The organism is Acidisoma sp. (assembly GCF_965199065.1).
In the GTDB taxonomy this organism is placed as follows: Bacteria; Pseudomonadota; Alphaproteobacteria; order Acetobacterales; family Acetobacteraceae; genus Acidisoma.
Genome location: NZ_CBDAQN010000003.1, coordinates 982043 through 1008812 on the forward strand (window position 1 = coordinate 982043; position 26770 = coordinate 1008812).

The window sequence follows — 26770 nt, forward strand, 5'->3', positions numbered from 1 at the left end:
CCGCTCTGTTCGCCTTTTGCGGCTTGCAGGACGATACAGCGCCTCGCGCGGGCGTGTCATGCCGTCCCTCTTCTTTAGCAGGCTCCGGTTCCCGATCTCTCAGGGCAGATGCCGCCTGAGAATGATCATCGCCTCGACAACACGCAGCCTCGCTGGTTGCCTGCACTTGCCTCTCGCGGGCAGGGCCGTGCCCACCGTTTGTTCCACCCCCTCTGCGGCGCCTCACCGGACACGCTCATCCGGCTGCTGTCGAAAGGCGGCGTCAGTCCGCCCCGCGCCCATGTGGCGGCGATCGCGCTCTGCGTCACAACCCTGCGGCTGCCATTCACCCTCGCCGAGACACTCGCGACGCGCGGCCAGTCCGCCTTCCCTGCGCCGATCTTCATCGTAGGGCACTGGCGCAGCGGCACCACGCACCTCACCAACCTGCTCAGCCGCTCGCCCGCCTTCGGCATCCTGTCGCCCATGTCGGTCGCCCTCCCCGGCGAGGCGCGTGGGTTCGCCCGCATCGTCCGCCCGTTCATCGAGCAGTTCTTCCCGCGAACACGGCTCATCGACGACATGCCGCTGCGGCCGGATCTGCCGCAGGAGGACGAGCTGGCCATGGCAAATCTCTCCACGCTCTCCTGCAACCACGGGCTCTACTTCCCCAGCCGGCTCGTGGACGAGTTCGACCGCGGGCTGTTCCTCGATGGTGTGGAGGAGGCGGAACTTCGCCAGTGGTCGCGGCGGCTCGCTGCTTTCCTCGGCAAGATGACACGCGACGGCAGGCCTCTGCTTGTGCGCAACCCCGCGAACAGCGCCCGCATCCCATTGTTGCGCGCGATCTGGCCTGACGCCCGGTTCATCCATATCCACCGTGCTCCCCAGGACGTGTGCGCCTCTTCGATGCGCATGTTCGCGACCCTCATTCGCGAGCTCTCCCTAGGTGGCGTGACGGATGCGGATGGTCGGGCGCGGGCCTTGGTGCGACGTGTCTACCCGCGCCTCATGACGAGGCTGCTGGACGATACCGCCACGCTGCCGCCGGGGCAGTTCGTAGAGGTGCCTTACGAGGCGCTGCGCTCACAACCGATCGAGACATTGGGCCGCATCCATGACAAGCTCAGGCTGCCGGACTTCGATGCAATGCGCGCCTCTGTCGCCGAGCAAATCCGGCGGACGCCTGCCCATGTGCCGTCTCGGGCAGAGGCGGGAGCGGTCGAACTTGCGTGGCTGGCCGAGCACCCGGGGCTGTTCGCCCGCCTGGGCTACCCTCTGCCCGCCGCCGGCGCGGATGTCCCACCGGGCGAGCGGCAGCCTGAAGCCGCTTAGACCTTGACGTAGGCGGACCCGTCCTCGGCGCGGGCCGGGTGGTCCACATACTTGCCGTCCGCGGGCACTGCGATCGTCGAAAATTCCGCGGCAAGCGTCCGCAGCGCCTCGGTCATCTCGGGACCTTGCATGGCGCGCCCATGACCCGTCACGACGAGATCAGGGCTTAGGGCCGCCAACGCCTCCACCGACGACTTCGACTTATCCCACTCCACCGTGAAGTATTTCGGCGGCCCGTGAAGCTCGGTGCTCTGCACGATCGCCGCATAGGCGGATTCGGCTGCCGTCGTCACGAAGGCATCGCCCACGACCAGCGTCCGGTCGGAAGCGCGCCACAAGGATATGTGGCCCGGCGAATGGCCGGGCGTATGAACCCACTGCCAACCTGGCATGGCGGGCACGGTGCCATTCTCGGGAAGGGCACGCAGCCGGTTCCCGACGTTCACGGGCTTGGTCGGATAGAGGGAAGCGAGGGTCGCCATCATCCCCCCGCCGACCGACGAGTCGCCCGGCGGATAGGCTGCCTGCCCGTTCAGGTAGGGGTGCTCTATCACATGGGCATAGACCGGTGCATCCCATTCGTTCGCAAGGTCTTCGAGCGCCCCAACATGGTCGAAATGGCCATGGGTCATCACAATCGCCGCTGGCCGGGCACCTTCACCAAAACGCGCCGCCGCGGCCCGCTTGATCGAGGCCTTGGTTCCGACCACCCCCGTGTCGATCAGCACCCAACTGCGGTCGCCGGCTCCGGGCCTTCCGTAAAAAACGACGTTCACGAAGATGAGCCGCTGATAGGCGAGGTCGGGCGCGATCTGGTGAGTGTTGTCGTCCGTGGGGCTCTCCGCGGCCCGGGCTTCGCCGCCGAGGGGCAATTGCTGTGTCATGGCTTACGTTCTCCCTGAGGAAAGAGCCGAGGCTCCCGTCATCCACATGGGAAGGCGAGCTGGCCATGGAGGCTGGGTCAGCGGGTTTTGATCGCCCGATCGCTTGGCCACGGGGCACTGCCGTAACTTGGATCGTGGGCGAAGGGCAACGGAGCGCCGCTCCGCATCGCCTCCAGCACGCATGCGAAGTCCGTTCGCGCACGGAAGCCGAGATCACGCTCGGCGAGCCGGCCGTCGTAGACACGCCCGATCCGCGCCGGCAGCCGCCAGCCCCGCGCCGTGTAAAGTTCCGGCGCATCTGGAAAGTAGCGCGCCACCACCGCCGCCGCGTCGGCCCGCAACGCCCGGGCGTCCGAGGGCGAAAAGGGCGTCGGCGCCGAGATGACATACGTCCCGGAACCGATGGCGGGCGCGCGGCCGAGCGCCATCACATGCGCCTCGGCGGCATCCTCGACCGTCAGCCGCCGGTTCAGGAACTCGTTCGCCTTCATGTTCTCGCCGGTGAGGTCGCGGACCGTGTCGTCCTCCTCCGGGAAGAACCGCGCCGTCCGCAGCACGATGCAGGCGAGCCCATGGTCACGAGCATAGATCCGGCAGAGCCCTTCGGCGGCCAGCTTCGTCACGCCGTAGATGTTGCGTGGCGCGAGAGGGCCTGTGCTTTCGTCGAGCCATGCGGCGGCGTCGCCGGTCTCCGCGCGGATGGCGTCCGTAATCATGACCGAGGTGGTCGAGGTAAAGACGAAGCGATCATGGCCGGCCTCGGCTGCCGCGCGCAGCAGGTTGAGCGTGCCGGTCACGTTCACGTCGATGAACGCCTGGGTTGGGTAGCGCACGATGTCGGGCTTGTGCAGCGCGCCCGCGTGGATGACAGCCTCCACCGCGTGTTCGGCGAAGGCGCGCTCCACCACCGCGCGGTCCGCGACCGAGCCGATGATCCGCGTCTCCGCTCCGGGTGCGACATCAAGGCCGATGACCATGTGGCCCCCCGCGCGCAGACGGGGTGCGAGAAACCGGCCGAGCCAGCCGGAGGTGCCAGTCAGGAGAAGGCGCACGATAGGCGGCTTTCAGAGAAAGAAGGTCATTCCTGAGATGATCGGAGCAGCCGGGTGGAGGAAGCGGTAACGACCCAGTTTAGCCGGTTAGGCTTCTTCTGTCGCACCCACATGGGCCGCCAACGCATCCAGGCACGCCCCATCGAGTGCAGTGCCACGGTCACGCTGCATGATGTCGAGGCATTCCGCGACCGGCACGGCTCCGCGGTACGGCCGCTCGGCGGTGATCGCGTCGAACACGTCGGCTGCGCTGATGATACGCGTCTCGAGCGCGATCTGTTCGGCTTCCAGTTTGTTGGGATATCCGCGTCCGTCCAGCCGCTCGTGATGCGCGCCCGCGAATGCGGCTATCGGACTGAAGACGCTCACCCTGCCGAGGATTTCCTGCGACAGCGCCGGATGACGACGCACTTCGTCCCACTCCTCGCGGTCAAGACTTCCTGGTTTGTCCAGAATGCCGTTCGAAACACCGAGTTTCCCCACGTCGTGCAGCAGCGCCGCGCGCCGGAGCGCCTCCTGTCGAGCTACCGAAAGTCCGAGACCGGCCGCGATCCCTGCAGAATAGTCGGCGACGCGCCGGCTATGACCCGCGGTGTAGGGACTTTTCGCGTCGATAACGTCGGAGAATGCGGCGGTGATCGTCTCTAGTCTCGCGTCGTCGATGAAGATCGCTCGTGGCATCGGCTCCAACCCAGCCACGCGCTCGGCGAGCCCCGCATCGTCGAGCCCGCGCCAGAACGCCTCGTTTTGCGAGAGGGTCAGGAAAACGGCGACGAGGCCGGGGTCGAACCATATGCCGGCCCGTTTTGTCACCTCGGCGCGAGCCTGTTCAGGACCACCGGCCGTGTGGAAGACATCGACCACCTGAGCAAGCAGCGCCAGCCGTGCACCCAGCGGAATTGCTTGCCCGGCGAGGCCCTCGGGCCGGCCGCCACCGTTCCAGTGCTCGTCGAGCGAGTAGATGCCGGCGGCAACCCGCGCGCCGAAGCCGAGCTGGCCCGCTATCGCGGCACCCCGCTCGCATCGCGCTTTGATCACTTCGGTAGCGAGTTCCGGGCCGTGCCGCACCAACGTCAGCAACCGGCCGATGCGTCGGCCAAGCGTGTCGCCGACACCGGCATGGCGCAGGACGAAGCGTGCCACATGCGCCATGCTCTGCGCGTCCACGGTCTTGAAGTCACGTTTCACGATGCGCTCATCGCCGCCGTAGAGTTCCCAAAGCCGTGCGGCGTTGCTGCTGCAACCCGTGTCCTTCAGCAAAAGCGTGTAAAGCAGATCAGCCTGCGTCTCCGCGTCCAGCCCGAGGGCGGCGGCGATCTGCATGCCGATCCAGCCGCAGCGGAGCGAGTGGCCCGGCGGCTGGCCCTCGGTCAGGTCAAGCGCGTAGCTGAGTGCGCCAATCACCTCGGCAAGACGCAGCGTCGGCCTGGCCAAACCACCAATCAAAGCTGACGTAGCGTTGGAGTAGGGCATGCAGAACAATCCCTCGGAACGTCTTAACTAAGTCTTACGAGACTATTTGATACTTCTTTGGGCGGATAGCGAGGATGCGAAGCGGGTCGCCGCTGGATCTGGCACGCGGGGAAACCACCGGCAGACTCGATACGATAAACCATTGATTTGTTCGGTTGCCGGCCGTCGCCTCGCCACGGATCGGGCCCGGTTCCAGCCGCGACGGCTGGCCCAATAACCCGCGATGCCGTATCTGATGAGGCATGAGCGGACGCCCCTTGTGCCCGCCGTGAACGCTGATCGGACCATGACCTTGCCGGAGTCTGCGACCTTGCCGGAGTCTGCGACCTCGCCGGATGCCGCCCCTGTTCCGTTGCCCTCGACCGCGCTCATCTTCATGGGCGTGTCGGGCTGCGGCAAATCGACCATTGCCGGCCTCGTGGCGCAGCATCTGGGCTGGCCGATGATCGAGGGCGACGACCTTCACCCGCCCGCCAACATCGCCAAGATGACGCGGGGCATCCCGCTGAACGACGATGACCGCAAGCCCTGGCTGGAGGCGATCGCCGCCCGCATCGACGTCTGGCGGCAGGAGGGCAGCCAGGGCGTCGTCACCTGCTCCTCGCTGCGACACGCCTACCGGGACCTGCTGCGCGCCGGGCACGACGACATCCGCTTCGTCTTCCTCAAGGGTAGCTACGAGCTGCTGTTGTCGCGCATGCAGCACCGTCAGCGCCACTTCATGCCGCCCTCGCTGCTGCAGAGCCAGTTCGCGACGCTGGAGGAGCCTGGCCCGGATGAGGCGATCACCGTCTCGATCGACCAGCCTGTCGATGGCATCGTTGCCGACACTCTCGCGCAGCTGAACCTGCGATAGCGGAGGCATGATGAGTGCTCACCGGGCCCTGCTGGTGGTCGATATGCAGAACGACTTCATGCCGGGCGGAGCGCTCGCGGTCCCCGGTGGGGACGAGATCGTCGAGACCATCAACCGCCTCGCCCGCCGGTTCGACAATGTCGTGCTGACGCAGGACTGGCATTGCCCCGGCCACGCCTCCTTCGCCTCTACCCATCCCGGACGGCAGATCTACGAAACGTTCGACGCATCTTACGGTCCGCAGATCCTCTGGCCCGATCACTGCGTCATGGGCACGCCGGGTGCGGAGTTTCATCCTGATTTAGACATCCCCCATGCCGGGCTCATCCTGCGGAAAGGCTATAACGCGGTGGTCGACAGTTACTCCGCATTCCTGGAAGCCGACCGCCGGACCCGCACCGGGCTCGACGGCTGGCTCGCCTCGCGCGGGATCACCGAGGTCGTCGTCTGCGGGCTCGCCACCGATTTCTGCGTCGGCTGGACCGCCTGCGACGCCCGCCACTTCGGCCTCACCGTGTCGGTGGTCGACGAGGCCTGCCGCGGCATCGATCTGGACGGGTCTCTCGAGCGCGCGCATCGAGACATGGACAAAGCTGGTGTCGATATCGTAACGATAGCGGGCGTTGTCGGCTGATACCGTGAGTTGCCATATTGTTCTGATTCAGTCAGACTCTATTCATGGTTCGCTCGCCAGCCGAGTCGGCCAAATACGTCGGGCGCTTCCGGCCGCGCCCTTAAAGGGACGAAGATGGATAAGACCAAGGCTCTAGACGCCGCTCTCGTGCAGATCGAACGGGCCTTCGGCAAAGGCTCCGTCATGCGCATGGGCGCCCGATCGGGTGACGAGCAGATCGAGGTCATCCCCTCGGGATCGATCGGCCTCGACCTGGCGCTCGGCATCGGCGGGCTTCCCCGTGGCCGCGTCGTCGAGATCTATGGGCCGGAAAGCTCCGGCAAGACCACCTTGGCACTCCACGCCATCGCCGAGGCGCAGCGGCGCGGCGGCACCTGCGCCTTTATCGATGCAGAGCACGCGCTCGACCCGATCTACGCCCGCAAGCTCGGCGTCGATGTCGACAACCTGCTCATCAGCCAGCCCGATGCCGGCGAGCAGGCGCTGGAAATCGCCGATACGCTGGTGCGCTCGGGCGCGATCGACGTGCTGGTGGTCGATAGCGTCGCCGCCCTCGTGCCGCGCGCCGAACTCGAAGGCGAGATGGGCGACAGCCATGTCGGCCTCCACGCCCGGCTGATGAGCCAGGCGCTGCGCAAGCTGACCGGCTCGGTTTCCAAGTCCAAGACGACCTTCATCTTCCTCAACCAGATCCGGATGAAGATCGGCGTCATGTTCGGCAGCCCCGAGACCACCTCCGGCGGCAATGCCTTGAAGTTCTACGCCTCGATCCGGCTCGACATCCGGCGCATCGGCCAGATCAAGGAGAAGGACGAGGTCATCGGCAACCTGACCCGCGTGAAGGTGGTCAAGAACAAGCTGGCGCCTCCGTTTCGGCAGGTCGAGTTCGACATCATGTATGGTCAGGGCATCAGCAAGATGGGCGAGCTGATCGACCTCGGCGTGAAGGCCGGGATCGTCGAGAAGTCGGGCTCCTGGTTCAGCGTCGACAGCCAACGCATCGGCCAGGGCCGCAACAACGCCCGGCAGTTCCTGATCGAGCATCCGGAGGTTGCGGAAGCTGTGGAATTGAAGCTTCGCGATCACTCGGGCATCGTGGTGAACACCATGATGACCGAGGCCACGGGAGATGAGCTTGAGGCTGCCGAATGATACCGGGTCCGACGATCAGGACATTCCCGTCGAGACGCTGACGGAGACGGATCACGAGCTGATCGCGGTTGCCCGCGCGGTTCTCTCCAAACACTACCGCCCATTCTGGCACATGGTCTCGGCGGCTCTGCGAAGCCGGGACGGCCGGATCTGGACCGGCATCCATCTGGGCGCCACCGTCGGCCGTCTGCAGATCTGCGCCGAGGCCATTGCCCTGGGCCGCGCCATCCTCGACGGCGACGGCACGATCGAGACTGCCGTCGCCATCCGCCATCCGAAGGCGGGCGAGGACGACCAGAGCCTCGCCGTCGTCTCCCCCTGCGGCGCCTGCCGTGAGATGATCCTCGACTACGATCCTGATGCACGGGTGATCGTTCCCGGAGTGATTGCGCCCCTCAAGATGCCGATCCGGGCGCTGCTGCCCCTGCCCTACCGGCGCTAGCGAACCGCCTCCTCTCGAACTCTGGCCGGGCGCGAGTGGGCAAAAACTGCTTCTCCCTCGATCAGCGCAACATGAGGACTGCCTCCGCGTCAGATGAAGTCGCGGAAATCTTTGGCGGCATGCGGCGATCGTGCTGGTGAACGACTGTCCTTTGGGATAGCTCAGACGGATGCGTTATATTTCGACCCGCGGTCAGTCGGAGCCGCGCGACTTCAGTGACGTGCTGCTGACGGGCCTGGCCGAGGATGGCGGCCTCTTCATGCCCGCGGCCTGGCCGGAACGCTCCGCCGCCGAATGGCGCGCCCTGCGCGACCTCCCCTACGCGGAACTCGCCGCCGTCGTCATCCACCCCTTCGTCGGTGATGCGTTGAGCCTGGAGACCCTGCGTGGGCTCTGCGCGAGGGCGTATGCCGGGTTCGACCATCCGGCGCGGGTGCCGCTCGTGCAGCTCGACGACGGAGTATGGGTGCAGGAACTGTTCCACGGCCCCACCCTCGCCTTCAAGGACCTTGCGCTGCAGCTGCTGGGCCTCCTGTTCGAGCATGTGCTCGCCGAGCGCGACGAGACCATGACGATCGTCGGCGCGACCTCCGGCGACACCGGCTCGGCGGCGATCGAGGCCTGCCGGGACCGCGAGCGCATCAAGATCGCGATCCTCCACCCCGACGGGCGCACCAGCGAGGTGCAGCGCCGCCAAATGACGACGGTGCATAGCCCCAACGTCTTCAACATCGCGGTCGCCGGCACCTTCGACGACTGCCAGGACATGGTGAAGGGGCTGTTCGCCGATCCGAAGTTCCGGTCGGAGATGCGGCTCTCAGCCGTCAACTCCATCAACTGGGCGCGGATCGCGGCCCAAATCCCCTACTACGTCGCGTCAGCGCTGGCCCTTGGAGCCCCCGACCGGGAGGTCGCCTTCGCCGTGCCCACCGGCAATTTCGGCAATGTCCTGGCCGCCTGGGCCGCGCGCCGCATGGGGCTGCCGATCTCGCGCCTCGTCATCGGCTCGAACCGAAACGACATCCTCACCCGGTTCCTGTCAGCCAACGACATGACGGCGCACGGCGTCGAACCCAGCCTCTCGCCGAGCATGGATATCCAGGTCAGCTCCAATTTCGAGCGCCTGCTGTTCGAGCTGGTGGACCGGGACGCTTCGGCCACCCTCGCCCTCATGCAGGCGTTCCGCAGCACTGGGCGGATGCCGGTGCCCGATGCAGCCTGGAAGAAGGCGACCTCCCTCTTCCGGGGCATGGCGCTCGACGACCGGCAGACCGAGGCCGCGATCCGCCGTATCCACGAGACGACCGGTTATCTCGCCGACCCGCACACGGCCATCGGGATCGAAGCCGCGCGCGTCGCCGGCGTGGCGCCCGTGGTGGCCATGGCGACCGCCCATCCGGCCAAGTTTCCGGACGCGGTCGAGAGGGCGACGGGTATTCGCCCTTCTCTCCCGCCGCGCCTTGCCCATCTGATGTCCGGCACCGAACGCTTCACGCGTGCGCCAAATGATCTGGCCGCAGTCGAAACGCTGCTTCGCGCCTTCGTCCACCGCAACTCCACCGAACTTAACGAGCCTTGGGGAACTGCCGCATGAGCGACGCCATCCGAGTGGAAACGCTGGCCTCCGGCCTCACCGTCGTCACGGAGGAGATGTCACGCGTCGAAACGGTTTCGTTCGGCGCTTATGTCGCGGCCGGGACACGCCATGAGCGCGCCGAGGAAAATGGCGTGTCCCATTTTCTCGAGCATATGGCCTTCAAGGGTACCGAGACCCGCACCGCCGCCGAAATCGCCGAAGAGATCGAGGCCGTCGGCGGGCATATCAACGCCTACACCGCCCGCGAGCAGACCGCCTATTACGTGAAGCTGCTCAAGGAGGACATCGCGCTCGGCGCGGACATCATCGGCGACATCCTGACCCATAGCAGCTTCGAGCCGGAGGAGCTGGAGCGCGAGCGCGGCGTCATCCTGCAGGAAATCGGCCAGGCCAACGACACGCCGGACGACATCATCTTCGACCACTTCCAGGAAGCCGCATTTCCTGACCAGGCGATGGGCCGGCCGACGCTCGGCAGCGAGGCCATCATCCGCACCATGCCGCGCCACGCGCTGACCAACTACATGCGCGCCCATTACGGCACCCGGAACGTGGTCGTCGCCGCCGCCGGCAACCTCAAGCACGAGGAGGTCGTGCGGCTGACTGAGCAACACTTTGCCGATCTGCCGACCACCGTCGTCGGCGACCCGCCGCAGGCCGAATATCGCGGTGGCGAGTTCCGCGAGGCGCGGGACCTCGACCAGGTCCATATTGTGCTGGGTTTCCCCTCGGTGTCCTACACCCACCCGGATTTCTACGCCTCGATGATGCTCTCCACCCTGCTCGGCGGCGGCATGTCCTCCCGCCTGTTCCAGGAAGTGCGGGAGAAGCGCGGCCTCGTCTATTCCATCTACGCCTTCACCGCGCCGTCGACCGACTCCGGCCTGTTCGGCATCTATGCCGGCACCGGCGAAAGCGAGGCCGAGGAGCTGATGCCGGTGACGCTGGAGGAGCTTCGCCGTGTCCAGCACGACGTGACCGAGGTCGAGCTGCACCGCGCCCGCGCCCAGGCGAAGGCCGGCATCCTGATGTCGCTCGAAAGCACCGGCAGCCGTTGCGAGCAGCTGGCGCGCCAAATCCAGATCTTCGGGCGGATCATGCCGGTGAAGGAAATGGTCGCCAAGATTGAGGCCGTGCGGACCGAGGACGTGTGCCGCGCCGCCGCCCATCTGTTCCGCGCCAAGCCGACGCTCGCGGTGCTCGGCCCGGCCGGCAAGGTGCCCGGCCTCACCACCATCGCCGAGAAGCTCGCGGCATGAGCGCGGTCCTCGACGATCCGCGCGAGCGGCTGGCCGATCTGCTCGCCCATGCCCGCCGGGCCGGCGCGGACGAGGCCGATGCGGTGTTCTTCTCCGGCACTTCGCTATCCGTGAGCCGTCGCCTCGGCAAGATCGAGCATGTCGAGCGGTCGGAAGGCCGCGACCTCGGGCTGCGCGTCTTCGTGGGCGAGCGTTCCGCCATCGTCTCCGCGCCAGGGCTCGACCCTGCGAGCTTCGCGGATATTGCCGAGCGGGCGGTCGCCATGGCGCGCGTCGTGCCCGCCGATCCCATGAGCAGCGTCGGCGAGTTGCGGGACATTCCGCCCGCCGACCTCGACCTCGACGACCCTGCCGAACCGGATGCGGCGGCGCTCGGCGAGCGTGCGGCCATCGCCGAAGACGCGGCTCTGGCCGTCCACGGCATCAACAATTCCGAGGGCGCCGATGCCGGATTCAGCCGCAGCGAGGCGATGCTGGTGACCAGCCGCGGTTTCTTCGGCTCCTATCGCCGCACCGGGCACTCCATCTCGGCGACGGCCCTCGCGGGGACGGGCACCGAGATGCAGCGCGACTACGACTATTCCAGCGCCGTGCATCTGTCCGATCTCGACGACCCGGCCGGGATCGGCCATCGGGCGGCGGAACGCGCCTTGGCGAGGCTCAATCCAACGCGCCCCAAGACGGCACGGATGACCGTCGTCTACGACCCGCGGGTGTCATCCAGCCTGGTTGGGCATCTGTCAGGCGCGGTGAACGGCGCCGGCATCGTGCGCGGCACCAGCTTCCTGCGCGACAGCATGGGCCAGCGGGTCTTCGCCGAGGGCATCGTCATTCGCGATGATCCACGGAGGCGGCGCGGCCTGCGCTCCCGCCCCTTCGACGGCGAGGGCCAGCCGACTGCGCCGCTCGACATCATTGCCGACGGCGTTCTGATGACCTGGATCCTCGACACGCGGAGCGCCCGGCAGCTAGGGCTAAGGACGACCGGCCATGCGGCGCGCGGCACCTCGGGCCCGCCTGGACCGTCGGCGACCAACCTCTACATGGAACCAGGAAAGCTGACGCCGCCGGAGCTGATGGCAGACATCACCGAGGGGCTCTACATCACGGAGCTCATCGGGTCGGGGATCAACGGCATCACCGGCGATTACAGCCGCGGCGCGGCCGGCTTCATGATCCGCGGCGGTGCGTTGGCCGAGCCGGTGGCCGAGGTTACCATCGCCGGCAACTTGCGCGAGATGTTCGCGCACCTGACGCCGGCGAACGACCTGCGCTTCGTGCGCGGCACCGACGCCCCCACAATTCGCATCGACGGCATGATGATGGCGGGGGCCTGAAACTCCGGCTACGCCTCACCATGTCGTGAGGCGTAACTAACGGAGTTCAAGCGCGTCATGCGCCGGTATTTCATTCTGCTGGCGGCCCTGCTGCCGTTGCTCGGCGTGTTCGGCACCGTGCCAGCCGAGGCTCGCCTGGGCGGCGGGCACTCGTTCGGTAGCCGCGGCAGCTTCAGCTATTCACCACCGCGTGCGACCACCCTGGCTCCGGGCGCTGCGCCGTTCGAGCGCAGCCAGGCGCCCACGGGCGGCTACGGCTATGGCCGGCCCGGCATGGGGTTCGGCGGCGGCTACAATCGGCACCCGTTCATGTCCGGCCTGCTCGGGGGCTTCGTCGGCGCCGGCATCTTCGGTCTGCTCTTCGGTGGCGGCTTCATGCACATGGGCCTGGGCTTCGGCGGGTTGTTCGGCGTGCTGCTGCAGCTGCTCATCCTGTTCTTCATCGTCCGCTGGCTGATGCGGCGCTTCCTTGGCGGCGGGGCCGCGTCGTTGCGGCAGCCGGGGGCGCCTCAGCCATCCATCTTCGGCCCCGCGCCCGCGCAGACGGCGAATGTCGCTCCCCTGCAGCTTAGTCCGGCAGACCGGCAGGCGTTCGCGCAGTGTCTCGTCTACGTCCAGCAGGCTTGGGGCGCGGGCGATCTGAACGCTATCGCCCAGGCGGCGACCCCTGAGATGATGGGTTATTTCCGCGACCAGCTCGCTACGCTATCGCGTCAGGGCCTGCGGAACCGGGTGGCGAACGTCAGCGTCGACGGCATGGAACTCTCCCAGGCCTGGAGCGAGGGCGAGACGGATTACGCGACCGTCGCCATGCGCTTCTCCATGCTGGACGTGACCGAGGATGCGGCCGGGCGCGTCGTAGACGGAAACCCGACCGTGCGGGCACTGGTGACGGAAATATGGACCTTCACGCGCCGGCGTGGCGGCCACTGGGTCCTCGCAGCCATCCAGCAGACGCGCTGACGCGGAAACACGCGAAGATCATGGTTTAAACCGTTGCTTCCTCTATCCGGCTCTTTCATGTTTCCTCAAGAACAAGGAAGAGACTCGAGTCGTTGACACAGCTTAATGCTTCTACCTGGGTCAAGATCCTGGCGGCTGGGAGCCTTCTGGTTCTGGGCGGGTGCTCCGACGTGTTGACCCAGGGCACCGCCGATCTCGCCGGCGTCGGGGGTGCGGCGGTGGCGCATGCGGTGACCAAAAACGGCACAGTCGTGACAGCGGTCGGCCTCGGTGTGACCTCGATCGCCCTCTCGGGGCTTCAAACCGAGGAGCGCGCTGTCCATGGCAAGGAGCAGGACCGGATCGCCGAGGCGGCTGGAGATCTACCGCTCAATACCGTTGGAACCTGGTCGGTCGTGCACACTGTCCCCATCGAAGCTGATCAGCGTGGCGAGGTCGTCGTCTCCCGGGATATCGGGATGCCCGACCTCCATTGCCGCGAGATCGTCTTTTCGGTCGACACCGTGCAGGACAAGCAGCCTCACCGCGCTTTCTATACCGCCACGATCTGCCTCGACGGCAGCCAATGGAAGTGGGCGTCTGCGGAGCCCGCGACCCCACGTTGGGGATCGCTGCAGTGAGGCTCGCGTTGATGGCGGGGCCTTTGCTCCTGCTGCCTTTGCTCGCTGCCTGCTCCAGTGCGGGCGGCATCGCAGGTGCCGCGGTCGGCGCCGCTACCGGAGCCGCCACGGCAAACCCTCTCGTCGGATACGCGGTGGCGATCGGCGTGCAGGCCGGTACGCAGGGTGCCGTGAATTACTACATGAGGGTGCGCCAGCACGCCGAGCAGACTGCGATCGCGACAGTGGCCGGGCCGCTGCCGCCGGGCGTCGTCATGCCGTGGAAAATCGAGCACGACATACCGATCGGCGACGAGCACGGCGAGGTTCAGGTCGCCCGCGTGATCGATACGCCGCTTGCGTTCTGCGAGGAGATCGTTTTCACCGTCGCCAAGCATAAGGCGCCGCAGCCTGCCGACCCTCACTATGTCGCCACCACATGCCGCGAAAACGGCGGGTGGAGATGGGCAAGCGCCGAGCCCGCGGTGGCGCGCTGGGGCTTTCTGCAATAAGCAGCGAACTCCGCTTGTCGTGTCGGGGTTCGTCATGTCCGCCTCCAGCTTCAACCTGATGCCACCCAGCCCCGTTACGCCCAGCCATCGTTGGGGCTGGTTCATGGGCCTCGGAATCCTGCAGGTCATCATCGGCGTTCTGTGCTGGATCGACGTTGCCGCCGCGAGCATAGCCGCCACCGTCGTGATCGGAGCGCTGCTTCTGCTCGGCGGCATGTTGCAGGTTATCCAGGCCTTCACCGTGCGCGGGTGGAGCGGGTTCATGCTGCACGTCCTCATGGGCGTCTTCTACGTCGTGGGCGGGCTCCTGCTGATGGACGAGCCCATCCGTGGCTCGCTCATCATCACCATCGTGATCTCGGTGCTGCTCATCGTCTCCGGCGTTGCGCGCCTTGTCATGGCCGCGACCCATCGACACATGCCGGGCCTGTGGCTGGTCGTTGTCAGCGGCGTCGTGAGCTTTGTCATAGGCGTGTTGCTCTATGCCAGCCTGCCGTGGTCGAGCCTGTGGGTGCTGGGCACGCTCATCGCCATCGAGCTGGTCTTCCACGGCGTTGCCTGGATCCAGTTCGGGCTGGCGCTGAAGAAGCTGCATCAGCCGGTTTAGGCAAGTCGGATGTTTTCCGACCTGCATTCGTTGAATAGCCGGATATACTTCTAATCCAACGCAAAGTCCTCTATATCCTCTGGCAAAGAGGACGAGAGGGCATTCTGCGATGACCACAAGCAATGACGTGATTTCATCAGGCGCTCCGCCGGCAACTGAGACGGACGTTCTGTGGTTTCTGCCGACGCACGGCGATGGCCGCTACCTGGCCACCGAAAACGGCGCGCGGCACGTTACGCTCGGATACCTCAGCCAGATCGCGCGCGCCGCCGACGAGCTGGGGTACTTCGGCGTGTTGTTGCCGACCGGCCGGTCCTGCGAAGATAGCTGGGTCGTCGCCTCGGCGATGGTTCCGCTGACCGAGCGGCTGCGTTTTCTGGTCGCGATCCGCCCGGGTCTTTCGGAGCCGTCCATGACCGCGCGGATGGCGGCAACCCTCGATCGCCTGTCGAACGGCCGCCTGCTGGTCAACGTGGTTGCAGGTGGCGATCCCACGGAAATGCATGGCGACGGCGTCTGGTTCGGCCATGGCGAGCGCTACGAGGCGACCGACGAGTATCTCCATGTATGGCGCCGGATGCTGGCAGGCGAGACGTTCGATTTCACTGGCAAGCACGTGAAGGTGGAGGGCGCGAAGCTCCTCTACCCGCCTGTTCAGTCGCCGCATCCGCCACTTTATTTTGGGGGTTCCTCAGCGGACGGGCAGGCCGTCGCCGCCAAGCACGCCGATGTTTACCTGACCTGGGGCGAGCCGCCCGCCGATGTCGCCGACAAGATCGCGGCGGCGAAGGCTGCCGCGGCGGTCGAGGGCCGGACTTTCAGCTTCGGCATCCGGCTGCACGTGATCGTGCGTGAAACCGAGGAGGAGGCCTGGGCCGCGGCGGACTCGCTCATCAAGTACGTGGACGAGGAAGCGATCGCGACGGCGCAGAAGGCGTTCTCCAAGTTTGACTCGGTCGGGCAGCAGCGCATGAGCCGGCTCCATGGCGGCCGGAAGGACAAGCTGACGATCAGCCCGAACCTCTGGGCCGGCGTGGGTCTGGTGCGTGGTGGAGCTGGCACCGCGCTCGTTGGCAATCCTCAGCAGGTGGCGGACCGGATGAAGGAATACATGGCGCTCGGGATCGATCGCTTCATCCTCTCCGGCTATCCGCATCTGGAGGAGTGCTACCGGTTTGCCGAGTTGGTGTTCCCGCTGCTGCCGTTGAAGAGGACGACGGGGAATGACCTGGGCGCCGCCCGGAATGCGGGGCCGTTCGGCGAGGTGATCGCCAATGTGGCTGCGCCGACGCGGAGGCTGGCGGCGGCGAGCTAAGGCAGGAAGCGCTTCTTTTGCCCCCGGCTAGGGTTGGAAAAACGAAGCAAAAACTTCCGCAACGAAAAAAGGCTGCCGGGTCACCCCGGCAGCCTTTTTCTTTTCGTTAGAGCAGTGTCCAAACTCGCTCGGCTGAGTCGGATGGCGTCGGTTCTCTGAGCACCGGAGCGGAGCGGCCTTAAGGGGCCGTGAGCACCGGCGCGCAGGAGACCGGCGCTAGACGGCCTGCCGAGTAGAGTTTGCCCCCCCTTACTCGACTTCTTCCGGCTCCTTTTCCGTGCCGCCCTCTTCGCCCGGACGACCGGCAACCGGCGTCGCAGCCTCGGTGATCTCGAAGTCGAGCTTTCCGTCCTTCATCGCGACCTTCACCGCACCACCCTTCGCCAACCGGCCGAAGAGCAATTCCTCCGCCAGCGGCTTCTTGATGTGCTCCTGGATGACGCGAGCCAACGGCCGCGCGCCATAGAGACGGTCGTAACCACGCTCCGCCAGCCACTCCTTGGCCGCCGAGGACAGTTCGATCGTCACGTTGCGGTCGGCAAGCTGAGCCTCCAGCTGCATGACGAACTTCTCGACGACGCGGGCAACGACTTCCGGCGTGAGAGCCGCGAAGGGGATGATCGCGTCCAAACGGTTGCGGAACTCCGGCGTGAACATCCGCTTGATGGCTTCCTCGTCCTCGCCGACGCGGACCTCGCTGCCGAAGCCGATCGCCGACTTGGCCATGTCGGCGGCACCCGCGTTGGTCGTCATGATCAGGATGACGTTGCGGAAGTCGACCGTCTTGCCGTTGTGGTCGGTGAGCTTGCCGTGATCCATGACCTGCAACAGGATGTTGTAGAGATCCGGATGCGCCTTCTCGATCTCGTCCAGCAGCAGCACGCAATGCGGATGCTGGTCGATGCTGTCGGTCAACATGCCGCCCTGGTCGAAGCCGACATAGCCCGGCGGCGCGCCGATCAACCTCGAAACCGAATGCCGCTCCATGTACTCGCTCATGTCGAAGCGGATAAGCTCGATGCCCAGCACGCTCGCCAGCTGACGCGCGACCTCGGTCTTGCCGACGCCGGTCGGGCCGCTGAACAGGTAGTTGCCGATCGGCTTCTCCTGGTCGCGCAACCCGGCCCGCGAGAGTTTGATTGCCGCCGCCAAGGCGACGATCGCCACATCCTGGCCGAACACCATGGACCGCAGATCGCGCTCCAGATGCCGCAGCGTCTCCTTGTCGTCGGCCGACACGGACTTGGGCGGGATGCGCGCGATCTTGGCGACGATCTCCTCCACGTCCCGCAACGTCACGGTCTTGCGGCGCTTGTGCTCGGGCAGCAGCATCCGGCTCGCGCCGACCTCGTCGATCACGTCGATCGCCTTATCCGGCAGTTTGCGGTCATGGATGTACTTGGCCGAGAGATCGACCGCGGCGCGGATCGCCTCGTCGGTGTAACGGACCTTGTGGTGCTTCTCGTAGACGGTCTTGAGGCCGCGCAGGATGCGGATGGCATCCTCCGACGAGGGCTCCGGAACGTCGATCTTCTGGAAGCGCCGCACGAGCGCGCGGTCCTTCTCGAAGTAGTTGCGGAACTCCTTGTAGGTCGTGCTGCCGATGCAGCGGAGCGTGCCGGCCGCCAGAGCCGGCTTGAGCAGGTTCGACGCGTCCATCGCGCCGCCGCTCGTGGCGCCCGCGCCGATGACCGTGTGGATCTCGTCGATGAACAACACACCGCCGGGGTGGTTCTCGAGTTCGGTCACCACAGCCTTCAGCCGCTCCTCGAAATCGCCGCGATAGCGAGTGCCGGCGAGCAGCGCGCCCATGTCGAGCGAGAAGATCGTCGACTTGGCCAGTACCTCCGGCACGTCGCCTTCCACGATACGTTTCGCAAGACCCTCCGCGATCGCCGTCTTGCCGACGCCTGGATCACCGACATAGAGCGGGTTGTTCTTGGTGCGCCGGCAGAGAATCTGGATCGTGCGCTCGATCTCGCTCTCGCGGCCGATGAGCGGGTCGATCTTGCCCGACTGCGCCTTCTTGTTCAGATTGACACAGTAGTTGGAAAGCGCGTCCTGCCCGCGACGGCTGCCCTTCTCCTCCTGATCGGGCGTCTCCTGAGAGGAAGCCTTCTCCTGACGCGGCGGAGTCTTGCCCGGCGACTTGGCGATGCCGTGGCTGATGAAGTTGACGGCATCCAGGCGCGTCATGTCCTGCAGCTGGAGGAAATAGACGGCGTGGCTCTCGCGCTCGCTGAACAGCGCCACGAGCACGTTGGCGCCCGTAACCTCGTCGCGGCCCGAGGACTGCACGTGAATGGCGGCACGCTGGACGACGCGCTGAAAGCCGGCGGTGGGTTTCGGATCACCTGGACGATCGGTTGCCAGTCCGGCCAGATCCTTGTCGAGAAATTCCGTGAGATCACCACGCAGCTTGTCGAGATCGACACCGCAGGCGCGCAGCACAGTGGCCGCGTCGGTATCTTCGGTCAGCCCGAGCAACAGGTGCTCAAGCGTGGCGTACTCGTGCTTGCGTTCGCTGGCGAGTGAGAGCGCGCGATGCAGGGTCTGCTCTAGATTACGGGACAACATGCCGACGCTCCTTTACTACCTCATCGCTGGCCCCGAGCTCCCATCCCGCGCCATACCGGATGCGGGCCTGCTCACACGCCAGCGAAGCCTTCTCTATCCGTCGCCCGTGCCCGCGCAAGCGCCGGGCAAGGCAGTCGACGTGACATCCTGCACCAAGATTTCGTGCAAGAGCATTAACTTTCGCTCAGGCTCACTCTTTTTCGATAGTGCACTGGAGCGGATGTTGGTTCTGACGCGCCAGATCCATCACCTGGGTTACCTTCGTCTCGGCAACCTCGTACGTGAATACCCCGCACACACCGACGCCGCGTCGATGAACGTGGAGCATGATCCGCGTCGCTTCGTCCCGAGACTTCTGGAAGAACCGCTCGAGGACATGCACCACGAATTCCATCGGAGTGTAGTCGTCATTCAGCATTAAAACTTTGTACATGGCGGGCTTGCGCGTTTTGGTCCGGGTCTTGACCACCACGCCTGTGCCGGGGCCGTCCCGCCCACCGTTGCGCCTGTCGCTATCGCTCATCGCGCTATCGCTAATCCTCGTGTAAATTCAAACCTTACTGCCGCACCGCGCAGCAACCAAGGAACTCGTGCTGCCGTTTGTGCCGGATGAGGTTCACCTGCCGAGCATAGATGCAGGATGCGGCCCCGGAAAAGACCCCGTTTGACGCAAGGCAAGACGATGTGATGCAGCATCATGTGGTCGCCCGCCGCCGCTATAAAAGATCGCAAGGCGTATCTCATGTTTGCGTCCGTCTCAGGGCTTGGCAGCCATCTCCGATCGCCGCAAGAAGCGCCCTCGCGCCCCAGACAATAAAGAAGGGCCCGGGCATGTGCCCGGACCCTTCTTTATGTACGCGAGGCGGCGAGAACGGCCGCTGCCGCTTCAGCCGGCTAAAGGCGAGATCAGCCGGCCTTGCCGAACTTCTCGACGGCGAGCGTCACGCGCGAGGAGAGCGGCGCCAGCGCCTGCTCAGCCAGTTTGAAGGACGCGTCGGTGTAGCGGCTCGACTCGGTCACGCTCTTCTCGACCGCGGAGCGAGCCAGACCAACCTGAAGGTCAACGGCTTCCTTGAGCGACTTCACCGAGGTCATCGCCTTGAAGGCGGACATCGCCTCCTCATAGGAAGCCTGCATGGATGACGCCATCTGCTTCGAGATGTCCTGCAGCCCGGTCGACCAGATCTGACCGGCCTTGATCATCGCTTCCATGTTGCCCTGGCTGAACGCCACGACTTCCTCAGCAGTCTTCATGGTCTTGGTAATCCCTTCCTTGATTTGCAGCTGCGACGTCTCGACGGTGGAGCTCGCCTTGTTCATGCCGTCCTTCATCGCTGCAACGGTCTGGTCGAAGCTCCGGGCGGACGCCGCCTGGGTCTGGTCCGTGACCTGAATGGTCGCGGCCTTGATGTCGTTCATAGCAGTGTGGGTTTCAGTTGAAATATCGGCCATTGCTCGGCTCCCTACGTTCTGTTTCACTCGCGCCATTGCCATAAGTTCCTGTTGGCCATGGCATTCTCTGGCGCTAGATCCCGCATCCCGCAGCGCCGGTAGCCAATGCATGACCGTCTGTGTTGCGGTGCAGCAAATTATGTTTAGTTCGATACGCTAGGCGTTACAAGCCATTTTGTGCGCTGCACAATAACTTTTTGTGAGCTAGTTTGAGACGGCATGGACTTCCATCTGAGATGACGCGTGTAACTATTTGCAATTCTGGCAAAGTTCAGTCAAAGCAAACGTGGGCGGCGTCGCATGACGACGACTTGGCGGTGGCGACGGAGGCCTTGGATGTTAGGGAACGCGGCAGCATGAGAGTCCGGCTGGGGACGTTTGCCGCCGTGACACTTGCGGTATGTTTCACAATGCTTGGGATCGGAACGGCGGACGCTCAGCTCCCGCCGATGAGTTCGCTCATGATGGACGCCGGCAGCGGGCAGATCCTTTACGCTCAGAACGCCGACCAGCCGCGTTATCCCGCAAGTCTGACCAAGCTCATGACCCTGTACATGCTGTTCGAGGCGCTGCGTGACCATCGCATCACCCTTAACCAGCTGATGCCCGTTTCCGCCCATTCGGCGTCGGTCGAACCGGTGAAGCTGGGCGTGCCGGCGGGTGGCCGTCTCTCGGTCGAGGAAGCCATCCTCGCGATGGTCACGCTCTCGGCGAACGATGCCGCAACCGCGGCAGGCGAGTTCCTGGCCGGTGGCGACGAGACCCGGTTCGGCGCCTTGATGACCCTGAAGGCGCACACGCTGGGAATGGACGACACCGTGTTCCGCAATGCGTCCGGCCTGCCCGACCCGGCACAGGTGACGACGGCCCATGACCTGGCACTGCTGGCGCGCCGGCTGATCCAGGATTTCCCCGAGGACTATCACTACTTCTCAACGCCGAGCTTCCTGTTCCATGGCCGCGTCATCTTCAACCATGACAATCTGCTGAAGTCGTACCCGGGCGCCGACGGCATGAAGACAGGCTACACGAATGCCGCCGGCCACAATTTGGTAACGAGTGCCGTGCGCGGCGGTGTGCGGCTTCTCGGCGTCGTCATGGCCGCCCCCTCCAACGGCTATCGCGACCGCCAGATGGCCGGGATGCTGAACGCGGGTTTCGCCACCGAACTTGGACCGGCCACCGCACTGGCGGCGGCGACTGCGGCGGCGGCGGCGCGGGCGGCCCAGGCGAGAGCCGGCACCGGTCCGGTCGTGCCCGTCGAGGCGACGCTGCCCAACGGCCAGCGGCAGGTCGGCAGCGAAGTCGGGCTCGCGGCGCGGAGCGTGCCGGACTGGAGCCTCGATCTCGGCAGCTACCCGAACAAAGCGTCGGCCTATCGGGCGCTTCATATCGGCGTACGCACGGCGGGCGGCGGCGTGATGCACCTGGCCGCCGCCCGCATCCGGTCGCACCTTCGCTGGCACGCTTGGATTGCGGAGGTAAGCCCGGCTCGCGCCCGGTCCACCTGCTCGGCGATGAACCACTACGGCCGTAGCTGCGTGGCCATCCGGCCCTATAACGGCCGGGAACTCGCCGAGCGATAAACTACGGCGCCGGGAAGATCACGCCGGGGTTGAACCGATTGGCGGGGTCGAGCGCCGCCTTGATGCCACGCATCAGGCGAAGTTCAACGCCGCCGCGCCACTCCTCCATGAGCCCCGTCTTCAGCCGGCCAACGCCATGCTCGGCCGAGAAGCTGCCGCCCAGCCCGCGCACCACCTCGTTGACCACTTGCATCAGCGCATCGGCTTGGACGAGGAACGCGGCGGGATCGGCGCCTTCGGGCTGGATCAGGTTGAGGTGGATGTTTCCGTCGCCCAGATGCCCGAAAGGCGCGACGCGAAGGCCGGGCGCCGCCGCCTCGCAGGCAGCCGCTGCGTCACGCAGCAGGACCGGGACCTGAGAGACGGGGACCGACACGTCGTTCTTGATCGAGGCGCCAGCCCGCTTCTGTGCCTCGGAATGCTCCTCCCGCAGATGCCAGAAGGCGAGCCGCTGCGCCTCGCTGCGGGAGAGCGCCGCATCCAGGATCTCATCCGCCTCCAAAGCCTCTCCGAGAACCCCCTCGAGCATCGGCTCGAGCCCACCCGCATCGGCGCACGCGGCGAGATCGATCAGAACGTAGTGGTCGGCGGGTGACACGGGCAGCTGCGTGCCCTCGATATGCCGCAGAACCAGCCCCATCGACGCACCGCTCATGTATTCGAAGGCGTGCAATCCCGCCGGCGCTCGGAGACGAAGACGGCTCAGAAGGGCCAGCGCGGCCTCCACCGACGGCAAGGCGCAGAAGGCCGCCGCCCGGCCGGTGATGCCCGGCTGGAGACGGAGGACCGCGGCGGTGATGATGCCGAGCGTGCCCTCGGAGCCCACGAAAAGCTGGCGCAGGCAATAGCCGGTATTGTCCTTGTGCAGATGCCGCAGACCGTCCCAGACGCCTCCATCCGCCAGCACCACCTCGAGTCCCAGCACGAGGTCGCGCGCGTTGCCGAAGCGAAGCGTGTTGTTGCCGCCGGCATTCGTTGCCAGCACGCCGCCAATCTGCGCGCTGCCCTCGGAACTGATCGACAACGGCAGCAGAAGGCCCGCCGCCTCCGCCGCCGCCTGCGCCTGCCGCAGGGTCAGCCCAGCCTCGACGGTCATCGTCATCTCGACCGGATCGACCGCGCGAACCTGCCGCAAACGCTCCAGGCTGAGCACCACCGCGGTGCCTGTCCCGGAGGGCGTCGCGCCGCCGACCATCGAGGTATTACCGCCTTGCGGCACGACCGGCGCCCCCGCCTCGGCGCAAAGCCGCACGACCTTGGCGACCTGCGCCACGGTCGATGGCCGGACCACGGCAAGAGGCCGCCCCTGATAAAGGCCTCGCCAGTCGACCGAATAGCCGGCCATGTCGGACGGCTCGACCAGCACCGCACCCTCGCCGAGCGCGGCCCGAAGAGAGGAAACAAGCTCGCCGGTTACGGCGGAGCCATCAACCGTCACGGGGGGATGTCGGCATAGACGCGCTCGTTCCCGGTGTAAGGGTCGAGCCCCAGCACGGCGGCGAGACGCCCCAGGCGGCGGATGACGCTCTCGCCCGCGAACACGCCCGCATTCTCGTTGAGGTCGAGGACCAACTTGCCGTCGGCGATGGAGAGCGACGTGCCCGCCAGCAGATCGGGCGTCCCGGCGGACAACGTGTAGGCAAGTTGCAGCGCGGCGCCGAGCGCCTCAGCCCGCTGCGCCGACGCCATGTCGAGCAGCATCCGCGCGGGCGCCAGAAAGGGCGAATCGAGTTCGGCCTCGTAGCGCATCGCAATGGTCAGCGCGAGGAAGGCGCGAGAGTGGTGGTCGATCCCCGTTCCCGGCTGACGCAACACGCGCAGGAACCCCTGCTCGGCGCGATATTCAGGGTGGTCGTGGCTGGCGATGTCCGAGAACCAGCAGGCGGCTTCGCGCAAGCGGCGCTGCTCCGTTGTTTCCCGCAGGGCAAGGGCCCCGGTCCAGTCCATAAGAGCCGGCGGCAAGGTCGGATCGCGGCTGAAGAGCATGGCCATGTCTCTCGCCGCCGCCGTCAGCGGCTCATCGCCCCGGACGTGCGCCGGCATCATTTCCATAAGCCAGCCCTCGCGCAGACCATTGGCGCTGAAGACGACGCGGGCGGCGCCCGTCACCCGCAACAGCCGGCGCAGCACGACGGCGGCGAACGGCAGATCGTCGATGCGGCGGCGCGGCAGGCCGGGAAGCCGCTCCAAAGCGCGGCGGCTGGCACCGGCGACGACGCCGGCGAGGTCCCGCGCCTCATCGCGCGCGATCGTATAGTGATGCAGCATGTTCAGCGGATAGCTGGTCTGGGCCATGTGGATGCGGGCCAGCGCCCGGAAGGCGCCGCCAACCAGATAAAGGTCTTGCCCCGCCCCCTGCGCCAGCCAAGGCACCAGCGCGGTATCCTCCTCGACAATCGTCCGCGCCCGCATCAGGTCTCCACCTGCACGGTCGGCTAAGCGGATGACGCCGAGCCGCATGGTTTCGCTGTGGATCGCGCGCCCGGCCAGCAGACGCACCGCCTCCAGCGAACCACCGCCAATGTCGAGCAGGATGCCCTCGGCATTCGGAATGCCGCAGAGAACACCGGCGGCGGAGAGCGCCGCCTCCTCCTTGCCCGACAGGATGCGGATCGGAACGCCCGGCATCCGCGCCCGGAGACCCTCGACGAAGGCTGGGCCATTCTCGGCATCGCGGACGGCGGCGGTCGCGAGAACCTCGAACGGGTGCGCGCGCATCGCGCGGGCGACCGCGTGGTAGCGGCTCATCACCGTCAGCGCCTGATGCACGCCCTCCTCATTGAGCCGGCCTGTCTGCTGAAGGCCTCGGCCCAGGCGCAGGACCGCCTTCTCGTTGAAGATGGCCACGGGATTGCGCGACTCGCCCTCGAAGACGACGAGACGGACGGAGTTGGAACCGAGATCGACGACAGCGCGGCGGGGTAAGGTCAGGGTCAGTCCCTCATGCCATGCGGAAGTTTTCGGCCGATTTGCTGTAACAGCGCGGGGCCATGCAGTGCGGAGCCTCGGCCCGACAGCGACGGATTGGTCATAAAATAGTTGTGAGCCGAAATCGGCTTGCGGCCGCTCTGCAGGCGCCGCCAGGTCATGTCCGGCCCGAGTTCCCAGGCCTGCATGTTGTCCTTGAGGTTCACCACCATGATCTGGTCCAGCACCTGAGCGTGGACCGTCGGGTTGCGGATCGGCACGAAGGTCTCGACCCGCATGTCCAGATTGCGCGCCATCCAGTCGGCGCTGCTGATGAAGACCTTGGCGTGCCGGCTGGGGAGAGCGTGGCCGTTGGCGAAGACGCAGATGCGGCCATGCTCCAGAAACCGCCCGACGATCGACTTGACGCGAATATTGTCGGAGAGGCCCGGGACGCCGGGCCGCAGGCAGCAGATGCCGCGGATCACGCACTTTACCGGCACGCCCGCCGCCGACGCCTCGTAGAGCAGGTCGATCATCCGCTCGTCGACGAGCGAATTGACCTTGAGCCAGATGCCGGAGGGCCTCCCCTGCTGCGCCGCCTCGATCTCGTCATGGATCAGATGCTCGAGCCGCTTGCGCGTCGTCAGCGGGCTGAAGGCGATGGCGTCCATCTTTTCCGGCTTGGCGTAGCCCGTCATGAAATTGAACAACCGGGCGGCGTCGCGGGTCAGGTCGGGGTCGCAGGTGAAGAAGCTGAGGTCGGTGTAGATGCGCGCGGTGATCGGGTGATAGTTGCCCGTCCCGAAATGAGCGTACGAGCGCACTGAGCCGCCCTCGCGCCGCACGACCAGCGAGATCTTGGCGTGAGTTTTGATCTCGGTGAAGCCGAAGACGACCTGAACGCCCGCCGCCTCCAGGGTGCGCGAGAGGCGGATGTTGGCCTCCTCGTCGAAACGGGCGCGAAGCTCCACCATGGCGGTGACGGATTTGCCTGCCTCGGCCGCCTCGATAAGCGCCTTGACGATGGGGCTGTCCTTGCTGGTGCGGTAGAGCGTCTGCTTCACCGCGACGACGTTCGGATCGCCCGCCGCCTGCCGCAGGAACTGCACCACCACGTCGAAACTCTCGAACGGGTGGTGGACGATGATGTCCTTGGCGCGGATGGCGGCGAAGCAATCGCCGGCGAAATCGCGGATGCGTTCCGGGAAGCGCGGCGTGTAGGGCGTGAACAGCAGATCGGCCCGATCGTCGACGATCAGCTGCTTGAGGTCGACGATGCCGAGGATGCCGGCCTCCTCGAAAATCTCATCAGGGGGCGCGGCGACAGCCTCGCGCACCAGATGCTTCAGAACCTCCGGCATGGAGGCCTGGAGCGTCAGGTTGATGGCGACGCCCCGCCGCCGGCGCTTCAGCGCTGTTTCGTACGAGAGCACGAGGTCTGCGGCTTCATCCTCGAACTCGACATCGGTGTCTCGGATGACCCGGAACAGCCCCTGCGCGTCGCGCGAGTAGCCGGGGAAAAGATGCTCGAGCGACAGGCCGACTACTTCCTCCAGCATGACGAAGCGGATCGGGCCGCCGGGCTCCGACGGCAGGCGGATGAAACGCTCAACCTGGCTCGGCAGCGGGATCAGCGCGCGCATGACCTGCCGGTCATGGTTGGAGACCAGCAGCAGCGCCATCACCAGCCCCATGTTGGGGATGAAGGGAAACGGATGCGCCGGGTCAATGGCGAGCGGCGTGAGGACCGGGAAGATGCGCTCCATGAAGAACGCATCGAGCCATTCACGGTCGGCGGCGTTCAGCGTCTCCACTTCGGCGACGACGAGCCCGGCGTGGGCCAGCTCGCCCTTCACCTTGTGCCAGGCGTGCTGCTGGTCCGCGATGAGGCGGCGGGCGCGGACGTTCACGTCGGCGAGTTGCTGCGCCGGGGTCAGCCCGTCGGGCGAGACGGCCGTCACGCCCGCCTTCGCCTGGCCGATGAGGCCCGCCACGCGCACGGAGTAGAACTCGTCGAGGTTGGAGCCGCTGATCGAGATGAAGCGCAGCCGCTCCAGCAGCGGGTGGTGGCGGTTTTCGGCCTCCTCGACGACGCGATGGTTGAAATCGAGCCAGGACAGTTCGCGGTTGATGAATCGCGCCGGGGAGTCCCGGGCGATGCTCTCGTGGGACGAGAGGGCAGCCGCATCGGCGCCCGCGTGCTCGGCAGTGTCCGCGGACAGGGTCATCTGGTCTACTGAGGTCATTTC

At 66.0% G+C, this 26770-nt stretch carries 23 protein-coding genes; 14 read left to right on the forward strand and 9 right to left on the reverse strand.

Annotated features, from left to right (window positions below; all coding sequences use genetic code 11):
* The first annotated feature begins 108 nt into the window (after positions 1-108).
* Positions 109-1314: a sulfotransferase family protein gene (locus tag ACOEQ1_RS12745; RefSeq protein ID WP_419759626.1), complete on the forward strand. Its 1206-nt coding sequence runs from the start codon at positions 109-111 to the stop codon at positions 1312-1314.
* Here the strand turns inward: ACOEQ1_RS12745 and ACOEQ1_RS12750 are convergent.
* The 3 genes from ACOEQ1_RS12750 to ACOEQ1_RS12760 form a co-directional block, all read right to left on the reverse strand.
* The gene (locus tag ACOEQ1_RS12750) at positions 1311-2198 is read right to left on the reverse strand and encodes an MBL fold metallo-hydrolase (protein WP_419759627.1); all 888 of its coding nucleotides are present in this window, start codon (positions 2196-2198) and stop codon (positions 1311-1313) included. The two genes, ACOEQ1_RS12745 and ACOEQ1_RS12750, sit on opposite strands and share 4 nt — an antisense overlap.
* 77 nt (positions 2199-2275) lie before the next feature.
* On the reverse strand, positions 2276-3250 hold the full coding sequence (locus ACOEQ1_RS12755) for an NAD-dependent epimerase/dehydratase family protein (protein ID WP_419759628.1): 975 nt from the start codon (positions 3248-3250) through the stop codon (positions 2276-2278).
* 87 nt (positions 3251-3337) lie between these two features.
* A complete protein-coding gene (locus ACOEQ1_RS12760; protein ID WP_419759629.1) occupies positions 3338-4723 on the reverse strand; it encodes an HD-GYP domain-containing protein in 1386 nt (461 codons plus the stop codon).
* 286 nt (positions 4724-5009) lie between these two features.
* On the opposite strand from ACOEQ1_RS12760, the gene ACOEQ1_RS12765 reads away from it, so the two are divergent.
* The 12 genes from ACOEQ1_RS12765 (at position 5010) to ssuD (ending at position 15996) form a co-directional block, all read left to right on the forward strand.
* Positions 5010-5579: a gluconokinase gene (locus ACOEQ1_RS12765; RefSeq protein WP_419759630.1), complete on the forward strand. Its 570-nt coding sequence runs from the start codon at positions 5010-5012 to the stop codon at positions 5577-5579.
* A gap of 10 nt (positions 5580-5589) precedes the next feature.
* The gene (gene pncA, locus ACOEQ1_RS12770) at positions 5590-6213 is read left to right on the forward strand and encodes a bifunctional nicotinamidase/pyrazinamidase (protein WP_419759631.1); all 624 of its coding nucleotides are present in this window, start codon (positions 5590-5592) and stop codon (positions 6211-6213) included.
* A 114-nt stretch (positions 6214-6327) separates the two neighbouring features.
* A complete protein-coding gene (gene recA / locus ACOEQ1_RS12775; protein ID WP_419759632.1) occupies positions 6328-7365 on the forward strand; it encodes a recombinase RecA in 1038 nt (345 codons plus the stop codon).
* Positions 7349-7807 carry a cytidine deaminase gene (locus ACOEQ1_RS12780; protein WP_419759633.1) on the forward strand — a complete coding sequence of 153 codons (459 nt, stop codon included), beginning with the start codon at positions 7349-7351 and terminating at the stop codon, positions 7805-7807. The genes recA and ACOEQ1_RS12780 overlap by 17 nt, the downstream gene beginning before the upstream one ends.
* Positions 7808-7976: 169 nt before the next feature.
* A complete protein-coding gene (gene thrC, locus ACOEQ1_RS12785; protein ID WP_419759634.1) occupies positions 7977-9401 on the forward strand; it encodes a threonine synthase in 1425 nt (474 codons plus the stop codon).
* Positions 9398-10663: a M16 family metallopeptidase gene (locus ACOEQ1_RS12790; protein ID WP_419759635.1), complete on the forward strand. Its 1266-nt coding sequence runs from the start codon at positions 9398-9400 to the stop codon at positions 10661-10663. The genes thrC and ACOEQ1_RS12790 overlap by 4 nt, the downstream gene beginning before the upstream one ends.
* On the forward strand, positions 10660-12000 hold the full coding sequence (locus ACOEQ1_RS12795; RefSeq protein WP_419759636.1) for a TldD/PmbA family protein: 1341 nt from the start codon (positions 10660-10662) through the stop codon (positions 11998-12000). The genes ACOEQ1_RS12790 and ACOEQ1_RS12795 overlap by 4 nt, the downstream gene beginning before the upstream one ends.
* Before the next feature lie 57 nt (positions 12001-12057).
* The gene (locus tag ACOEQ1_RS12800; RefSeq protein WP_419759637.1) at positions 12058-12963 is read left to right on the forward strand and encodes a Tim44 domain-containing protein; all 906 of its coding nucleotides are present in this window, start codon (positions 12058-12060) and stop codon (positions 12961-12963) included.
* A 92-nt stretch (positions 12964-13055) separates the two neighbouring features.
* Positions 13056-13583, forward strand: coding sequence for a hypothetical protein (locus tag ACOEQ1_RS12805; RefSeq protein ID WP_419759638.1), 528 nt, complete (start codon positions 13056-13058; stop codon positions 13581-13583).
* An 11-nt stretch (positions 13584-13594) separates the two neighbouring features.
* Positions 13595-14074: a hypothetical protein gene (locus ACOEQ1_RS12810; RefSeq protein ID WP_419759639.1), complete on the forward strand. Its 480-nt coding sequence runs from the start codon at positions 13595-13597 to the stop codon at positions 14072-14074.
* A gap of 34 nt (positions 14075-14108) precedes the next feature.
* Positions 14109-14681, forward strand: coding sequence for an HdeD family acid-resistance protein (locus tag ACOEQ1_RS12815; protein ID WP_419759640.1), 573 nt, complete (start codon positions 14109-14111; stop codon positions 14679-14681).
* Between the two features lie 109 nt (positions 14682-14790).
* A complete protein-coding gene (ssuD, locus tag ACOEQ1_RS12820) occupies positions 14791-15996 on the forward strand; it encodes an FMNH2-dependent alkanesulfonate monooxygenase (protein ID WP_419759641.1) in 1206 nt (401 codons plus the stop codon).
* Positions 15997-16245: 249 nt separating this feature from the next.
* On the opposite strand, the gene clpA is transcribed toward ssuD, so the two are convergent.
* The 3 genes from clpA to ACOEQ1_RS12835 all read right to left on the reverse strand — a co-directional run bounded on the left by clpA (position 16246) and on the right by ACOEQ1_RS12835 (position 20025).
* Positions 16246-18573, reverse strand: coding sequence for an ATP-dependent Clp protease ATP-binding subunit ClpA (clpA, locus tag ACOEQ1_RS12825; RefSeq protein WP_419759642.1), 2328 nt, complete (start codon positions 18571-18573; stop codon positions 16246-16248).
* 190 nt (positions 18574-18763) lie between these two features.
* The gene (clpS, locus tag ACOEQ1_RS12830; RefSeq protein ID WP_325358227.1) at positions 18764-19096 is read right to left on the reverse strand and encodes an ATP-dependent Clp protease adapter ClpS; all 333 of its coding nucleotides are present in this window, start codon (positions 19094-19096) and stop codon (positions 18764-18766) included.
* A 383-nt stretch (positions 19097-19479) separates the two neighbouring features.
* Positions 19480-20025 (reverse strand): phasin family protein, encoded by a 546-nt coding sequence (locus ACOEQ1_RS12835; RefSeq protein WP_419759643.1) that lies wholly within the window; start codon positions 20023-20025, stop codon positions 19480-19482.
* A 356-nt stretch (positions 20026-20381) separates the two neighbouring features.
* On the opposite strand from ACOEQ1_RS12835, the gene ACOEQ1_RS12840 reads away from it, so the two are divergent.
* Entirely contained in the window at positions 20382-21611 is a 1230-nt protein-coding gene (locus ACOEQ1_RS12840; RefSeq protein ID WP_419759644.1) for a D-alanyl-D-alanine carboxypeptidase family protein, read from the forward strand.
* Position 21612: 1 nt separating this feature from the next.
* Here the strand turns inward: ACOEQ1_RS12840 and ACOEQ1_RS12845 are convergent, their stop codons facing one another.
* Genes ACOEQ1_RS12845 through ACOEQ1_RS12855 form a run of 3 tightly spaced genes read right to left on the reverse strand, consistent with a single transcriptional unit; the run spans position 21613 to position 26767 of the window.
* Entirely contained in the window at positions 21613-23049 is a 1437-nt protein-coding gene (locus ACOEQ1_RS12845; protein ID WP_419759645.1) for an FAD-binding oxidoreductase, read from the reverse strand.
* Positions 23046-24548, reverse strand: coding sequence for a Ppx/GppA family phosphatase (locus tag ACOEQ1_RS12850; RefSeq protein ID WP_419760691.1), 1503 nt, complete (start codon positions 24546-24548; stop codon positions 23046-23048). Before ACOEQ1_RS12850 ends, ACOEQ1_RS12845 begins: the two co-directional genes overlap by 4 nt.
* Positions 24545-26767 carry an RNA degradosome polyphosphate kinase gene (locus ACOEQ1_RS12855; protein ID WP_419759646.1) on the reverse strand — a complete coding sequence of 741 codons (2223 nt, stop codon included), beginning with the start codon at positions 26765-26767 and terminating at the stop codon, positions 24545-24547. Before ACOEQ1_RS12855 ends, ACOEQ1_RS12850 begins: the two co-directional genes overlap by 4 nt.
* Between the last annotated feature and the right edge of the window lie 3 nt (positions 26768-26770).

Bases quoted from the DNA above. Each gene is read 5' to 3' on its own strand.
- ACOEQ1_RS12745 (WP_419759626.1), top strand. From the start codon at position 109: ATGCCGCCTGAGAATGATCATCGCCTCGACAACACGCAGCCTCGCTGG.
- ACOEQ1_RS12750 (WP_419759627.1), bottom strand. From the start codon at position 2,198: ATGACACAGCAATTGCCCCTCGGCGGCGAAGCCCGGGCCGCGGAGAGC.
- ACOEQ1_RS12760 (WP_419759629.1), bottom strand. From the start codon at position 4,723: ATGCCCTACTCCAACGCTACGTCAGCTTTGATTGGTGGTTTGGCCAGG.
- ACOEQ1_RS12765 (WP_419759630.1), top strand. From the start codon at position 5,010: ATGACCTTGCCGGAGTCTGCGACCTTGCCGGAGTCTGCGACCTCGCCG.
- pncA (WP_419759631.1), top strand. From the start codon at position 5,590: ATGAGTGCTCACCGGGCCCTGCTGGTGGTCGATATGCAGAACGACTTC.
- recA (WP_419759632.1), top strand. From the start codon at position 6,328: ATGGATAAGACCAAGGCTCTAGACGCCGCTCTCGTGCAGATCGAACGG.
- thrC (WP_419759634.1), top strand. From the start codon at position 7,977: ATGCGTTATATTTCGACCCGCGGTCAGTCGGAGCCGCGCGACTTCAGT.
- ACOEQ1_RS12790 (WP_419759635.1), top strand. From the start codon at position 9,398: ATGAGCGACGCCATCCGAGTGGAAACGCTGGCCTCCGGCCTCACCGTC.
- ACOEQ1_RS12795 (WP_419759636.1), top strand. From the start codon at position 10,660: ATGAGCGCGGTCCTCGACGATCCGCGCGAGCGGCTGGCCGATCTGCTC.
- ACOEQ1_RS12800 (WP_419759637.1), top strand. From the start codon at position 12,058: ATGCGCCGGTATTTCATTCTGCTGGCGGCCCTGCTGCCGTTGCTCGGC.
- ACOEQ1_RS12810 (WP_419759639.1), top strand. From the start codon at position 13,595: ATGGCGGGGCCTTTGCTCCTGCTGCCTTTGCTCGCTGCCTGCTCCAGT.
- ACOEQ1_RS12815 (WP_419759640.1), top strand. From the start codon at position 14,109: ATGTCCGCCTCCAGCTTCAACCTGATGCCACCCAGCCCCGTTACGCCC.
- ssuD (WP_419759641.1), top strand. From the start codon at position 14,791: ATGACCACAAGCAATGACGTGATTTCATCAGGCGCTCCGCCGGCAACT.
- clpA (WP_419759642.1), bottom strand. From the start codon at position 18,573: ATGTTGTCCCGTAATCTAGAGCAGACCCTGCATCGCGCGCTCTCACTC.
- clpS (WP_325358227.1), bottom strand. From the start codon at position 19,096: ATGAGCGATAGCGACAGGCGCAACGGTGGGCGGGACGGCCCCGGCACA.
- ACOEQ1_RS12835 (WP_419759643.1), bottom strand. From the start codon at position 20,025: ATGGCCGATATTTCAACTGAAACCCACACTGCTATGAACGACATCAAG.
- ACOEQ1_RS12840 (WP_419759644.1), top strand. From the start codon at position 20,382: ATGAGAGTCCGGCTGGGGACGTTTGCCGCCGTGACACTTGCGGTATGT.
- ACOEQ1_RS12855 (WP_419759646.1), bottom strand. From the start codon at position 26,767: ATGACCTCAGTAGACCAGATGACCCTGTCCGCGGACACTGCCGAGCAC.